The sequence below is a fragment of the Peribacillus simplex genome, from assembly GCF_900156045.1.
Lineage (GTDB): Bacteria > Bacillota > Bacilli > Bacillales > DSM-1321 > Peribacillus > Peribacillus simplex_D.
In genome coordinates this window covers 894,815-908,232 of the sequence record NZ_FTMX01000001.1, presented here as the reverse complement: position 1 = coordinate 908,232, position 13,418 = coordinate 894,815, and the positions used below count along the sequence as shown (strand labels likewise).

Genomic DNA, 13,418 nt, shown 5'->3' with positions numbered 1-13,418 from the left:
AGTAGCCGCTTTCTTTATGCGAATGCGAATAAACTGAATACAAACCTCATCTGTATTATAACAGATTTTTCACTTTCTCAAAATATTGTTTCCCAAAGAGATTGAAAAGTTTATGACCAGCTTCTAACATCATACAATATTAGCTTATACAAATTCAATGATAGATTAATTGTAACTTATTAACCATACTTCTATCTTACACCTTTATTATAATATTGTGAATATTTTTCAACCGCGGCACCTTAACGCCTTCTCTCGAATTTTACATTTAATCCCTGAAAAATCAGCAATAATATCCATTGCAATTACTTTTCTAGAATATTACGGATGACCATTATCACCATTTCTATTTGAGTTTTCTGATGCCAATTGACATAAAAAAACTTTTCCTCTAAAGTTTCCAAGTCGTAAGTTAGTTAAAAAAATCATAATAAAAAGCCTCCCTTTTTTAATTAAGGGGGGCTTTCAAATGTTTATGATGTTGAACTGTTCTGTATCAGCACTTTTTTCTGTATGTGTGTTTACTTTTCCGGTTGGAAATCGACCACTACATTTTGTGCATCGCTCACTTCTTTCCTTACAAGGCGGATAATGTTATTGGCCTCTGTTTTCGTTTGTTTATCGGCCTTGACACTCACCTTTACATCCGTTCCGTCCACCCGGACCAGTGCGGCATTGTAATCCATGGCAACTATTAAGTTTTCGATGATATTTTCCTTTACTTTCGTTTCACTTAATTGTTCGATTTTTGCATAAGCCTCGTCTCTTTCTTCAGCTGATAGTTCTGTGTTGCCCATCTTTGCAGTCAATTCTTCATTCAGCTTCGCCCGTTCATCTTCAATCTGCATCCTTAACGATTCGAACTCATCTCCGGATGCAATGGTTACAGAGGAACCTTCTGCATTTTTGGATGTTGCTTTTTCACTTTTATTTTCCCCTTTTGTATCCGCTTTGTTCTCTGTTTTAGTTTCTGTTTTATTTTCATCTTGTTGCTCTGTTGCCGTCATATCAGCTGCATTTTCTTCCGGAGCGGTTAAATAATAGACTGAAAGCACAACGACCAGACTTAGCATAGTCAATAACCAAACGGTTTGTTTTTTTAATAACATGTAGATTTTCCCCCTTATTTTTTAGGCATGACAGAAACCCTGTGACTCGGTACATCAAGTGAGCGTGTGACAGCCTCGATGATCCACTTCTTTATTTGAATGTTTTCGGCCCCTTTAGCGACAACCAGGACTCCTCTCACACTAGGTTTTTTCGTTTCCGAGATGATCGGTCCTTCCTTTTCACCGCTCTTGACCAAAACTAGCTGTTCATCAACAGATGTATCTTCGACCGTCCTTTTGCCGCCTTCCTGGTCGGTTTCTTCAGTGACTTGTTTTTGGGTGACTTTGTTTCTTTCATATACTTTTTTCTCGGATGCATCGACGTAGATCACGACTTTAACATCCTGGACGCCTGCGATGGATTCAAGCGCTTCCTTCATTTCATTTTGAAGATATATTTCATAGTCTTTTGTTGTCTTGAATTCTGATTTCTTCTGGCCGAACGTTTCAACATCCCCCTCATCATCCTGCTGTTCATCATTATTGAATACAGTCTTCACTTCAGGTGTTTGTCCAGCCTGGTTGGTGGTTAACAAATTCCCGGCCATCATGATTCCCGCTCCCAAAAGGACAACTATTAGAGCATAGACATACAGGGAAGGTTTTTTTTCCTTAGGCTCTTTTTGGTCAGGGTCTTTATTTAATAGTTTTTGCAGCCAGGATAATGGACCTTTGTCTTTGTTCAATACTCAGTCACTTCCTTTCCCCGGCGATTTCAATGATCTCTTCATCAACAGACCAACTTGTTGCCAGAAACCTTTTGACAGCATCCAGATTGGCATCATTCGAAGTGGATGGGCTATCTGTATTGATATCAACCTTCGCTACTGCCTCTATCTCCGAGTTTTCTTTCCCTTCTGCCTTTTCCAATGAGATGGTTATGTTCTGCAGATCATCAACATCCGGTTCTTCCTCATTCTTGACACCTACATCAATTGAACTAATCTTCATGTTATAATCCACCATCAGCTCCTCTTCCACTTCTGCCTGTAACTCACCAGCCATTTGTTTTAAAATATATGCACCCTGGGTAGCTTGTATTTCTTTTTTCTTCATTTCTGTCAAATTTCCTAAATCTTTTTTTTCCTGATCCTTAAATTCACTAGTAGCCGCAGTAAGAATATCGTCGAAATCCATATTGAATAATCCCAATATAGGAGTGATGATGATCGCAATCAGCAAAAGTCCGATGACCATTTTGGCATACTTCTGTAAAGCTGAATTCGGAAGAAGCATATCAATCACAGTAGCCAGCAATACAAATATGATGATGTTGGATACCCAGCCAGCTAAAAAACTCACCAAGCCCCCTCCTTTCTAACGAACCATCAGGGTAATGTTTCCAGAGGCGATAATTACCGTGACACTTAAAAAAAACATGAGAGAGACAATGGCCAATGCAGCGAAAATATAAATCATGCTTTTACTTATAACGTCAAGGCATTTTATTACAGGTCCTCCGCCCAGCGGCTGCAAAAGACTCGCTGCCAATTTATATACAAAAGAAATCATCAAGATTTTTATGGCGGGAAATGTGGTAATGAGCAAGAGAATGATGACGCCTGACAAGCCCACTGTATTTTTCAAAAGGACGGAGGCACTGATGACCGTATCCGTTGCATCGGTAAACATGCGCCCTATTACCGGTATAAAGTTACCTGTCACGAATTTGGCTGTCCTGATGGTCACTCCGTCAGCTACAGCTGAGGATGCTCCCTGAACGGAAATCACACCAAGGAATATGGTCATGAATGCTCCAAGGATACCGATGGCAAAATTACGGAGAAGTTGTGCCATCTGAGTCACTTTGTAATGTTCGGTCAGCGTGCTGACTATGCTTAAAATCGCTGCAAAGAATAATAACGGAAGGACGACAAACTGGATCAAGATGCCGCTTGTATTCATCAAAAACATCAATACCGGATGAAAGAATGCTGCCGATACAAGTCCTCCTGAAGCAGCAATCAATGCCAAGAGTAAAGGGATGAGCGCCATTAAAAAGGAAATCATCAAATCTATCGTATCTTTTGTATATTCCATCGCCACATGAAAACTGTTAAGTGCCAAAATGATCAGCACCATATAAACGATTGCATATGCGACCTTACTTACCGAGCTTTGCTCGAACGCATTCTGCAAAGACTGGAGGAACATGCTGAGAACGGTTAATAAAATGAGTGATCCCAGCAGCTTTCCATTCACGAGCAATTCATGAAAGATGAATTTTGTCATTCCCTTTATCCATTGCTCAAAGGAAAATTTCTTATCGCCGCTTACAAAATCCATGAAGCTCCCTTTCTGGCTTTCTGGTAAGAATCCTCCATATTCCGTAACGATGTCATCCCAATATTGTTTGAGCTCATCGACACCCAGCCTTTCTATTTGGGCTTGTACCAGTTCGGACTGCATGATCGGCTCTTGATCGATTTCACCATGTTCTGGATTTTCGGCAGCTTGTCCAATAGATGCATGCAAAAAAAAGAGTAAAACGAATAGAATGGATAAGTAAGGCATCCGCTGCTTCATACATTCACCTCATTGACTAGTAGGAGTAATCCGTTAACTTGGGAGCATCTGTAAAATCGTTTCGATAATGACCGTCAAAATCGGAATCGCCATGGCAAGAATCAAGATTTTTCCGCTCAATTCTATTTTGGAAGCGAGCGAACCTTGCCCCGCATCTTTTGTAATTTGAGAAGCGAATTCTGCTATATAGGCAATTCCGATTATTTTTAAGATGGTCTCTAGATACACGGTATTCACATTCGCATTAACCGCAATTTTTTCTAACATTAAAATGATTTCGTATATTTTGTCAGCTAAAAAAAGAAAAATGGAGCATCCTACAAAAACGACTAGCAGGAATGCGAAATTTGGTTTTTGCTCTTTAATGATCAGTGCCAAAAAGGTGGCAACTAGGGCAATGGCCACGATTTTTATGATTTCAATCGCGAATCCCTCCCTTACTGAAATAGAAATACAGATTTAATTTTTTGAAATAAATCCTCTACAACAGAAGCAACCATGAATAAAATATAGATAAATCCGAAAAGTGTCACCCACTGGGCATATTCCTTTTTCCCAACCTGATCGAGTATCGTGTGAAGAAATGCCACAACTAGCCCAACACCCGCTATTTTAAATATGATGTCCACATCAATGCCCATTTTCATTCCCCCCACATATTCCTACATCAGCAAGATGATCAATAATATCCCTGATAAAAAACCAAGACTTTTCATCATTTTTTCATATTTTCCCTGGCGGTCGAGTGCATCGCTCTCTTCCCTTTCCAAGTGTGCCATCGTTAGCATGATTTGCTTTTGCTGATGATATTTATCGCTTTTTCCAAGCGTCTCCCCAAACTGTGAAAGAATCTCGAATTCTCCCTGTTGTAAAGCAAGGGATTGCCATATTTTCTTCAAACTATCATCCCATGCTTCTTTGACGGTGGTCTCACCTGACTCGAGTCGATTTGCAAATGTATCGAAAAAGATGGATAAAGGTTTGGCCATCTGCTTAGACAGTTTCCTTGCCGCTTCTTTCAAAGGTGTATGACCATACATGATTTCAGCTTCAAGCGATTGCATGGCGACTTTCAGCTGTCTCAGTTGACGAGGCCTCATACTTAATTTTTTCGCGGCTTCGAAACCAGTCCATGTCGTTGCAATCATAATTATCGCTGCTCCTATTATCTTAAACATGCGGGTTCACACTTTCTCCCAAGAAAATGGGAACCCCCGCTGCATCTAGGACTTTGTAGCTCCTCTTACCGGATTTACTTCTCTGTAATTCTATAAAACGTTCAAAGATGTTTTGCTTTAATATTTCGGCGATAAAAGGTCGCTTCTTAATCTCATCCAGTGTATGGCCATGTGTGGTTATTATGAGTTTAATACCTGCATTCACCGCTTCCAGCACAGCCTGTGCATCCGCTGCGCGACCTATTTCATCCACAATCAATACATCCGGGGACATCGAACGGATCATCATCATCATCCCTTCCGCTTTAGGACATCCATCGAGCACATCAACCCTCGTTCCAAATTCGAGCTGCGGCACTCCATGAACACATCCGGCAATTTCCGAGCGCTCGTCCACTATCCCCACCTTTTGAGGAGCAATGCCGCGTTTTTCAATACCACTGGATATCATTCTTGCAATATCACGTAATATGGTCGTTTTTCCCGTTTGCGGAGCACCGATCAACATAGTATGCTGCCATTCCCCGTCATATAAATATGAAGTGAGTGGTTCAGCTGCACCTATTTTTTCACGTGCAACCCGAATATTGAATGAGGATATATCCCTGATCGCTTTGACCGACCCATTTTCAAGGATCACCTTCCCAGCAAGCCCCACCCGATGTCCGCCCGCTATGGTTATATAACCTCGCTTTAATTCTTCCTCAAGTGTATATAACGAAAATTGACCTATTTGATTCAATAATTGATCGGCATCCAGATGGGTCACTTCATAGGAAAAGAAGTATGGTTCCCCTCCTACAATGACCTCAAGCGGCCTTCCAACCCTAATTCGCAGCTCTTCCATCTTATCGATCATCATCGGTGTCATACCCCGGAGTTGCTCGTTTAATTTTTTCGGTAAAAAAGAAAGAATCGTTTCCATTTTGACAATCCTCCTGTATACACCACTTTCAATAAAATATATGCCGACAAGCCCATAATGATGACAGGCTATTAAAGAAACAGGCCTATTATTGATTTTTTATATTCTCCGGGATCAAAAGAAAGACCGAGAAATTAATCTCGGTCTACAGGCTGTAGACAAATTCGAAGAAAACGAGTTTGCCAAAGTTTTTTTATGGCTTGTACAATTTGGACGTTGATTATAACGTAGGGCACTCGCTTTCCGCGGGCGGTCCGGGATCCTCCTCGGCGCCTTTGCGCCTGTGGGGTCTCCCTTGGCCACGCATTTCCCGCAGGAGTCTCGTACCTTCCGTTCCCAATCAACTTTGGTTTAACATTAAGATAGCCCCCTTCCTACAGTCTTTTTAAAATAGGCTGATGAAAAAACTTGAGGTGATAAGGATTCTTTTTAAAACATGATTCTATTCAGCGAGATCAGCTTGAAATGATTACTTTAGACCAAAATGGTGCCAGCTTGTAAAATGGAGATTAAAGAGGGCTATCATGTGTACAAATCATCCTAATCCATTTGTGCGACTCGTTCATTTTTATCACAGTGTACAGAAAGTAAGGAACATCAGAAAGTGGTGACACTCCATATTTGGCAAGAATAAATGGAAGAAGCAGACCATCTGCGTCATCATGAAGTCCAATCCAATAAAAAATCAAAAAGGTTTCGGAATGAGACCATTCCGAAACCTTTTTGTTTACAAACTGAGGCCGAGAAATTAATCTCGGCCTCCTTTCATTTATGCACGTGATACGTAAGAACCTTCATTAGTGTTGATCAATAATTTGTCACCTTGGTTGATGAAGAATGGAACTTGAACCGAAAGGCCCGTCTCAAGTACGGCTGATTTCGTGCCGCCTGAAGATGTATCTCCTTTAATTCCCGGCTCAGTCTCCGCCACTTCAAGTTCCACTGTGTTTGGAAGCTCGACCCCAAGTGTTTCCGCTTGGAAAGTCATGATATGTACTTCCATATTTTCCTTAAGGAATTTAAGTTCACGTTCAATGCTTGAAGCAGGCAGTTCGATTTGGTCATACGTTTCGTTATCCATGAATACATGGCTATCTCCACTTGCATAAAGGTACTGCATCTTGCGGTTTTCGATATGTGCTTTAGCAACTTTTTCTCCAGCACGGAATGTTTTCTCTTGGATTGAACCCGTACGAAGGTTACGAAGTTTAGAGCGTACAAAAGCTGCACCTTTACCAGGTTTAACATGTTGGAACTCGATAACCTGCCAAATCCCATTATCTACTTCAATTGTAACACCCGTGCGAAAATCGTTTACAGAAATCATAAATTTGTCCTCCTACATGTACATGTTTACAGAATGATTAACTCTTTGGTTGAATGAGTAAGTGCTTCGTTACCTTCAATTGTAACGATTGTATCATCTTCAATCCGCACTCCGCCTACACCCGGTAAGTAAATGCCCGGTTCAACGGTTACAGCCATACCTGGTTCTAAAATGATATCAGACCTTAAGGATAATGCTGGACCTTCATGAACTTCAAGACCGATACCATGTCCGGTCGAATGACCAAAATACTGTCCATATCCCTTTTCTTCAATTAGATTACGAGTTAGTGCATCCGCTTCCCTGCCAGTCATACCAGGTTTGATCCCAGCCATTCCTCGCAGTTGAGCTTCTAAAACAATGTCATAAATATTAATAAGTTCTTCACTTGGCTTGCCAACTGCTAATGTCCGAGTGATGTCAGACACATACCCGTTATAGTATGCCCCGTAATCCAATGTGACAAAATCGCCTTTTTCGATGATTTTATCCGTAGCCACTCCATGCGGAAGTGCGGACCTAATGCCCGATGCTACAATGATATCGAAGGAAGAAGAAGTTGCCCCTTGTTTCCTCATAAAGAATTCAAGTTCATTGGATACATCCAGTTCCGAGATCCCTGGACGCAGGAAATCCAGAATATGTGTAAACGCAGCATCAGCAATAGCAGCCGCTTCCTTTAATATCTTAATCTCTGATGAAGTCTTTATCAAGCGTAAATTCTCAATAACACCCGACACCGGCATAAGTTGACCATCAATGGCCGCTTCGTATGCCTTATATGTAGCATAAGTCAGGTGCTCTTGCTCAAAGCCCAGCTTGCCGATATTCATCGCTTTAGCCTGCTTGCCCACTTCTTCGATGATGGTTCCTTTGTGTTGAACGATCTCAAAATCCGGTGCCTGCTTGCCCGCTTGTTCCACGTATCGGAAATCAGTGATGAATTTAGCTTCTTTTTGGGAAATAAGGACAACGCCTGCACTTCCAGTAAAGTTGGTCATGTATCGGCGGTTATATGTACTGGTGATCAAAAAACCATCAATGCCCACCTTTTCCATTGAGGCCCTTAAGCTCATTAGTTTATTCATTTAATTTCTCCCCTTTGCAATCTTTGTGATCGCCTGCAACGCCAATTCATATCCGTGTATCCCCAAGCCGACAATCTGTCCCGCTGATACCGCCGCGGTCACTGATTCATGCCGAAAGCTTTCACGGGCATGTATGTTCGAGATATGCACTTCCACCACTGGAACATCAATTCCGGCTATTGCATCACGAATCGCATAGCTATAATGAGTAAAAGCTCCAGGATTAATGATAATCCCGTCGATCCCATGATCCTCTGACCAATGGAGCTTGTCGATAATCGCTCCTTCATGGTTCGTTTGAAAAGAGGTCAATTCCACATTTAACCCTTGAGCCTGCTGCATTAATTGCGCTTCCACATCCGCAAGCGTCGAGGATCCATAATGCGCAGGTTCCCGCTTCCCCAAGCGATTTAAATTAGGACCATTGATTAGTAAAATTTTTGTCATCATCAAACACCTGCTCATGTTAAAAGATTGCTTTCCATGAACATTCTATCATAATTACAAATTGTCTTACTACTTTTTTACAACCAAGAAGCAATCAGCTTTCCGATTGCTTCTCGGCTTTGTTTTTTTGACGTATATATTCCTGATGATCATATGATATAGAAAACCCTATAAAAAGACCGTATATAATAAAAATGCAGACACTTGTTATAACCGTATTTGCTGACATTTTAGAAAAGGTTGGCAAATCGACGAACATCGGTTTTAGGATAAATACCAGCAAAGCCCAGCAAACCACTCCGTAAAAAACACCCGAAAATATACTCTTCATCCTTTTAAAGAGACTATAGTATATAAAAGCGATTCCCACGGATAGTATTCCGAATAAAATTATGGTCATTACCGTACCAAGCCAATGATCGATCCAGGTCATGTTGGACCATGAAGTTAGTATGAATTTTGGGCTGAAATCCATAAAATTAACATAATGGGCAAAGATCCCGATAAAACTGGCTAAAGCCCCACCAACAAAACCGACAGCAAGTACATTGTAGATTAACATGCTTTGATATTCCTGTTGAATTTGTCCATTTTCATTAGAAGACATATCAAACACCTCCGCTACGTAGTATGCCCTTTGTTAATTAGAACTATTTTTTTTTATTCTTAGGAAGGAGAATCACTAGAGGTTTTGCGATTTATTCTGTATGATTAAATCATAAATAATCTACTTTTTTCAGAGGAAAATACCCATCCTCTGTTGAAGTTTATAATGTACACAGGATACTACCTTCCTGTGATTCAACATTCATAAAGTTATCGCAGGGTTAAGGCTTCCATTCAATTTTATAGGAACGCCCATAAACCGTTGCGATGCTTGATAATAAACATGTTAGCACCCTTGAGAGAGCTACGTGAATAACTATTAGGTTGGTGTAGAAATGTCTGAGGTTCAAAAACCCGTTTATGGAGGGCAGGCTGTAGTGGAAGGCGTCATGTTCGGCGGCAAACATCACACAGTCACTGCGGTACGCCGCAAAGATTCGACGATTGTATATTATCATCTTCCGCGTGAATCGAAACCTGTTGTCAACCGCTTAAAAAAAGTACCGTTTATACGCGGTATCGTATCACTGATTCAGTCAAGTGCCACCGGCTCGAAACATCTAAACTTTTCAACTGAACAGTATGAAGAAGAAGACGACGGGGAAAAGCAGGAAGAAAAGAAAAAAGAAACGAAAGAACCCTCTAAATTAAGTCTTTGGCTAGGTGTTGCCGTGATAGGTGTGATTTCCTTCCTATTTGGGAAATTGCTTTTCACCTTGATTCCAGTCTTTCTTGCAAAATTGACAGAACCCATTTTCAGTGGCCATACGGCTCAGGTATTAGTGGAAAGCTTGTTCAAGCTGATCTTACTGCTCGTATATATTTATGTAGTTTCCTTGACGCCATTAATCAAGCGAGTCTTTCAATATCACGGAGCTGAGCATAAGGTGATCAATTGCTTCGAAAGCGGTAAAGAATTGACCGTAGCAAATGTGCAGGCAAGTTCCCGCCTTCATTATCGCTGCGGCAGCAGCTTCATTTTATTTACTGTCATTGTAGGGATGTTTGTCTATCTTCTCGTACCAATTGATCCGTTATGGGTTCGAGTCGTCAATCGCATTTTGCTTATCCCCGTCGTGCTAGGCATTGCCTTCGAGGTATTGCAGGCAACGAACAAATTAAAGGATATTCCTGTTCTGCGCTACCTTGGTTACCCTGGGCTTTGGCTTCAGTTATTAACGACCAAGGCTCCCACCGATGATCAAGTCGAAGTGGCATTAGCATCCTTCCAAGAACTGTTAAGGATGGAAAAAGAGACAGAAAAAAGTTTAGAATCCGATGTAATTGTGTAAAACATCTATACACATTTTGATTATGGAAAATCATATACTAATTAAGGGAATGATCTTCACTTTTTTCAAATATTTTACTTTAACGATGTTTAAAATAAGCTAAAAATGCTTATGATGCTCTTAAGGAGGTGTCTTTGTTGAAACGTTTCATATCTTTCATGATATACGGAATCATCGCCCTCGGAGTCCTCGGACTAATGAGCCGACTATTTAATGACCCGATTGGCTTTTTTAGAAACATTCTCATAATAGCCATTGTCGCAGGGATTATTTATATGATTTATACCGGATTAACAAAGGGAAAACCAGTTAAGAAAGAGCAGCAAGCATTCCGAAAGGCTGCCCGCCAATCGAAAAAAAGGCTAAAAAACCGAACTTCGAAAAAAGATAATGTGGCTAGCTTCTCTGCAGCAAAATCATCAAAGAAAATAAAATGGAGAAAGAAAACGGATAGTCACTTAACCGTCATCGAAGGGAAAAAGAATAAAAAGAAAAATCGGGCTTCTTTTTAAGAGCCCGATTTTTTATTATTTATAATCAATAAGTCCATTTTTTAAGGAATTCTTTCGTGCACTGCCTGCCCCGATTCATCAATTCACCTTTTTTTTCATCATTCAAATTGAAATCCATTGCAGAAATTCCCTTCATCGGGATAAATACAATATTATGGACGTGTTTCTTGGAAATATACCGTGCATCATGGGCATCTTTCATCGTTTTGAATAACGCGGAGAACAATTCAACCGCATTATCCACTTCATGCGGTTTCCATATCTCATCGACACTTAGCCGCAAGCCGATGACCGGCCTTTCCTTTCTTACATGATCTGAATTGAATAGCCACATTGGAAAATTGCTTAACACACCTCCATCAACAAAAAGGATCTTGCTTTTTCCGACATCAATTTTGACTGGCTCAAAAAAATAAGGAATGCTACAACTCATTCTTACTGCCTTTGCCACTGGAAAAGTGTTTGGATCAATGCCATAGTTCGGTAAATCATCAGGCAGGACCACCAATTTCCCATTTGTAATGTCAGAGCTTATGATTCGGAGGGATTTCGGTCGAATATCCTTAAAGGTGACTACATTCCTTTCGGCAAGTTTACCGGCGACCCATGTCTCCAGTGCATTGCCTTTATAAAGGCCAAGTTTCCAGTATACAAGGAGCCATTTGGCAAGCGGGATAGGCAAAAGACCACGCCTTTTATCCAGCAGGCCGCTTAAATCTATATCAAGAAAAAGCTTTTCCATTTCTTTACCTGTGTACCCAGCTGCTACGAAAGCTGCAATTATGGATCCTGCACTTGTACCGGCTGTTCGATGGAATACAAATCCCCGTTCTTCTAATTCCTGCAGGGCTCCTACTAAACCGTAGCCTTTAATCCCTCCTCCGGAAAAAACGCCGTCAATAATCATAGCTGCCCTCCCCTAATCCGGTCTTTACATTTCTAAGCAGGATTAGAGTGATTTATGACAGTTTTAAATAGAAAATTGCCTTGATTCAAGTAAAATACTGAATTTCCGCTTTCGGGAAGAATTCCGCTATATACCCACGAATGGTCGTTTCCAGTTCTGCGGCTTCTTCTTTTTGATAAACATATTTACCAATTCCATATCGGCCCCATTTATATTTACGCTTCGTTTCGTCCAGTTCCAATTTTGTTTTCGGGTAGTTTTTTTGAATCACTTTTTTTGCTGGGCCAGTAAAGCGATGCTGTATTAATTCGAAAGTCAAGTCAGGGATATCCACCCCATTCAAAGCCTCACTCAACCGTTCGAATAATTCATGATAGCCCTCCTTCCATGCTTCATGACGATATATTGGAGCTACGATAAAACCGAGGGGATATCCGGCACCTGCCACTTTACGTGCCGCTTCCATCCTTTCTTCGAAGCTCGAAGTTCCGGGCTCGAAATTCTTTATTACGAAACGTGAATTTATACTGAAGCGAAATCTCGTTTTTCCATTATGTTCAGCATCCAACAGATGGTCGACATGATGAAATTTAGTTACGAACCTTAGAACCCCATATTCACTTTTCCCAAAATATTCTATGGCCCTTTTTAACGAATGTGTCAAATGGTCAATTCCGACGATATCCGATGTACAAGCTGCCTCAAAACGGGTAATTTCAGGCTTTCTCTCATTTATATATTTTTCGGCTGCTTCGAAAATTTCGTCAAGATTCACATATGTCCTAATATATGGTTTTGATCCGAGTGTCGTCTGTAAATAACAATAATGACAATGCCCCATACACCCTGTAGCAAGGGGGATGGCATATTCAGCAGATGGCTTTGAAGAATCGAATTTCAATGTTTTTCTGATTCCTACCACAAGCGTCGATTTAGCGACACGATATTTTTGCAGATCATTTTCTCCAGGAAGATCCCTAATTTGGTTATGCGATGTGGTCTCACGGATTTCAATGTTCAAATCTTCGAATTTCTTTTTTAACTCCCGGCCAAGAGGGTATTCCAGTGCCCTTGGCTCGATATATACTAACTGTGGCATAAATGGTTTCATTTCGATCTCCATTCTTTTATCGTTTTGTTCATATTTTCAATCGAACTACACAATCTAATTCATAAGGATAGTTTTTCTTTATTCTGTTAGCCTCATGTTTGTTTTTACTTGGAAATTCAAAATGAAGGAGATGCGATATGGCAAATAAACGAGACTTCTTGACAAATGGAACGGGGAAACAAGCGATCACCGTCCAAACAGATAATAAATATCCAAATCCAAGAAATATACCCGGAGACTCGGTCGATGAATTTTCGGTATTGAAAGATGGCAACCAATATCTAGCTGAAAAGGAAATAGGCCAGCAAAATGAAAATGGTTGATTGAACGCAAAAAGAAGACCGAATTTAAGTTGATTCGGCCTTCTTTTGCTATGTAACTGAACAGACT

The 13,418-nt window shown here is 40.6% G+C and carries 17 protein-coding genes; 3 read left to right on the top strand and 14 right to left on the bottom strand.

Annotation, left to right across the window (positions count from 1 at the left end; genetic code table 11):
* Nucleotides 1-521: 521 nt before the first annotated feature.
* The 12 genes from BW986_RS04320 to BW986_RS04265 form a co-directional block, all read right to left on the bottom strand.
* Nucleotides 522-1,109, bottom strand: a complete 588-nt coding sequence (locus BW986_RS04320) for a SpoIIIAH-like family protein (RefSeq protein WP_076365417.1) — start codon at nt 1,107-1,109, stop codon at nt 522-524.
* 14 nt (nt 1,110-1,123) lie between these two features.
* Complete coding sequence (spoIIIAG, locus tag BW986_RS04315) at nt 1,124-1,795, bottom strand: stage III sporulation protein AG (protein WP_076365415.1); 672 nt, start codon at nt 1,793-1,795, stop codon at nt 1,124-1,126.
* 7 nt (nt 1,796-1,802) lie between these two features.
* Nucleotides 1,803-2,411, bottom strand: a complete 609-nt coding sequence (spoIIIAF, locus tag BW986_RS04310; protein WP_076365413.1) for a stage III sporulation protein AF — start codon at nt 2,409-2,411, stop codon at nt 1,803-1,805.
* A 15-nt stretch (nt 2,412-2,426) separates the two neighbouring features.
* Nucleotides 2,427-3,635 carry a stage III sporulation protein AE gene (gene spoIIIAE / locus BW986_RS04305; protein WP_076365411.1) on the bottom strand — a complete coding sequence of 403 codons (1,209 nt, stop codon included), beginning with the start codon at nt 3,633-3,635 and terminating at the stop codon, nt 2,427-2,429.
* A gap of 33 nt (nt 3,636-3,668) precedes the next feature.
* Nucleotides 3,669-4,049, bottom strand: a complete 381-nt coding sequence (gene spoIIIAD, locus BW986_RS04300) for a stage III sporulation protein AD (RefSeq protein WP_142244526.1) — start codon at nt 4,047-4,049, stop codon at nt 3,669-3,671.
* A gap of 23 nt (nt 4,050-4,072) precedes the next feature.
* Nucleotides 4,073-4,276 (bottom strand): stage III sporulation protein AC, encoded by a 204-nt coding sequence (gene spoIIIAC, locus BW986_RS04295; protein ID WP_034308319.1) that lies wholly within the window; start codon nt 4,274-4,276, stop codon nt 4,073-4,075.
* Nucleotides 4,277-4,297: 21 nt separating this feature from the next.
* Complete coding sequence (spoIIIAB, locus tag BW986_RS04290; RefSeq protein ID WP_076365407.1) at nt 4,298-4,813, bottom strand: stage III sporulation protein SpoIIIAB; 516 nt, start codon at nt 4,811-4,813, stop codon at nt 4,298-4,300.
* On the bottom strand, nt 4,806-5,738 hold the full coding sequence (spoIIIAA, locus tag BW986_RS04285; protein ID WP_076365405.1) for a stage III sporulation protein AA: 933 nt from the start codon (nt 5,736-5,738) through the stop codon (nt 4,806-4,808). Before spoIIIAA ends, spoIIIAB begins: the two co-directional genes overlap by 8 nt.
* A gap of 769 nt (nt 5,739-6,507) precedes the next feature.
* Nucleotides 6,508-7,065, bottom strand: coding sequence for an elongation factor P (gene efp, locus BW986_RS04280; RefSeq protein ID WP_034308328.1), 558 nt, complete (start codon nt 7,063-7,065; stop codon nt 6,508-6,510).
* Between the two features lie 26 nt (nt 7,066-7,091).
* Nucleotides 7,092-8,153: a M24 family metallopeptidase gene (locus BW986_RS04275; RefSeq protein ID WP_076365403.1), complete on the bottom strand. Its 1,062-nt coding sequence runs from the start codon at nt 8,151-8,153 to the stop codon at nt 7,092-7,094.
* Complete coding sequence (gene aroQ / locus BW986_RS04270) at nt 8,154-8,600, bottom strand: type II 3-dehydroquinate dehydratase (RefSeq protein WP_076365401.1); 447 nt, start codon at nt 8,598-8,600, stop codon at nt 8,154-8,156.
* A 94-nt stretch (nt 8,601-8,694) separates the two neighbouring features.
* Nucleotides 8,695-9,207, bottom strand: a complete 513-nt coding sequence (locus tag BW986_RS04265; RefSeq protein WP_076365399.1) for a YqhR family membrane protein — start codon at nt 9,205-9,207, stop codon at nt 8,695-8,697.
* 334 nt (nt 9,208-9,541) lie between these two features.
* Here BW986_RS04265 and BW986_RS04260 point away from each other — a divergent pair, with 334 nt between their 5' ends.
* Together BW986_RS04260 and BW986_RS04255 are read left to right on the top strand one after the other, a co-directional pair.
* Nucleotides 9,542-10,498 carry a DUF1385 domain-containing protein gene (locus tag BW986_RS04260; protein WP_076365397.1) on the top strand — a complete coding sequence of 319 codons (957 nt, stop codon included), beginning with the start codon at nt 9,542-9,544 and terminating at the stop codon, nt 10,496-10,498.
* A gap of 137 nt (nt 10,499-10,635) precedes the next feature.
* Nucleotides 10,636-11,010, top strand: coding sequence for an SA1362 family protein (locus tag BW986_RS04255; RefSeq protein WP_081395494.1), 375 nt, complete (start codon nt 10,636-10,638; stop codon nt 11,008-11,010).
* Between the two features lie 25 nt (nt 11,011-11,035).
* Here the strand turns inward: BW986_RS04255 and BW986_RS04250 are convergent, their stop codons facing one another.
* Together BW986_RS04250 and splB are read right to left on the bottom strand one after the other, a co-directional pair.
* Entirely contained in the window at nt 11,036-11,917 is an 882-nt protein-coding gene (locus tag BW986_RS04250; protein ID WP_076365393.1) for a patatin-like phospholipase family protein, read from the bottom strand.
* A gap of 85 nt (nt 11,918-12,002) precedes the next feature.
* Nucleotides 12,003-13,028, bottom strand: coding sequence for a spore photoproduct lyase (splB, locus tag BW986_RS04245; protein ID WP_076365391.1), 1,026 nt, complete (start codon nt 13,026-13,028; stop codon nt 12,003-12,005).
* A 137-nt stretch (nt 13,029-13,165) separates the two neighbouring features.
* On the opposite strand from splB, the gene BW986_RS04240 reads away from it, so the two are divergent.
* On the top strand, nt 13,166-13,351 hold the full coding sequence (locus BW986_RS04240) for a hypothetical protein (RefSeq protein ID WP_076365389.1): 186 nt from the start codon (nt 13,166-13,168) through the stop codon (nt 13,349-13,351).
* The last annotated feature ends 67 nt before the right edge of the window (nt 13,352-13,418 follow it).

Bases quoted from the DNA above. Each gene is read 5' to 3' on its own strand.
- BW986_RS04275 (WP_076365403.1), bottom strand. From the start codon at position 8,153: ATGAATAAACTAATGAGCTTAAGGGCCTCAATGGAAAAGGTGGGCATT.
- BW986_RS04320 (WP_076365417.1), bottom strand. From the start codon at position 1,109: ATGTTATTAAAAAAACAAACCGTTTGGTTATTGACTATGCTAAGTCTG.
- spoIIIAC (WP_034308319.1), bottom strand. From the start codon at position 4,276: ATGGGCATTGATGTGGACATCATATTTAAAATAGCGGGTGTTGGGCTA.
- BW986_RS04240 (WP_076365389.1), top strand. From the start codon at position 13,166: ATGGCAAATAAACGAGACTTCTTGACAAATGGAACGGGGAAACAAGCG.
- spoIIIAA (WP_076365405.1), bottom strand. From the start codon at position 5,738: ATGGAAACGATTCTTTCTTTTTTACCGAAAAAATTAAACGAGCAACTC.
- spoIIIAB (WP_076365407.1), bottom strand. From the start codon at position 4,813: ATGTTTAAGATAATAGGAGCAGCGATAATTATGATTGCAACGACATGG.
- BW986_RS04265 (WP_076365399.1), bottom strand. From the start codon at position 9,207: ATGTCTTCTAATGAAAATGGACAAATTCAACAGGAATATCAAAGCATG.
- aroQ (WP_076365401.1), bottom strand. From the start codon at position 8,600: ATGACAAAAATTTTACTAATCAATGGTCCTAATTTAAATCGCTTGGGG.
- splB (WP_076365391.1), bottom strand. From the start codon at position 13,028: ATGAAACCATTTATGCCACAGTTAGTATATATCGAGCCAAGGGCACTG.
- BW986_RS04260 (WP_076365397.1), top strand. From the start codon at position 9,542: ATGTCTGAGGTTCAAAAACCCGTTTATGGAGGGCAGGCTGTAGTGGAA.
- BW986_RS04250 (WP_076365393.1), bottom strand. From the start codon at position 11,917: ATGATTATTGACGGCGTTTTTTCCGGAGGAGGGATTAAAGGCTACGGT.
- efp (WP_034308328.1), bottom strand. From the start codon at position 7,065: ATGATTTCTGTAAACGATTTTCGCACGGGTGTTACAATTGAAGTAGAT.
- spoIIIAE (WP_076365411.1), bottom strand. From the start codon at position 3,635: ATGAAGCAGCGGATGCCTTACTTATCCATTCTATTCGTTTTACTCTTT.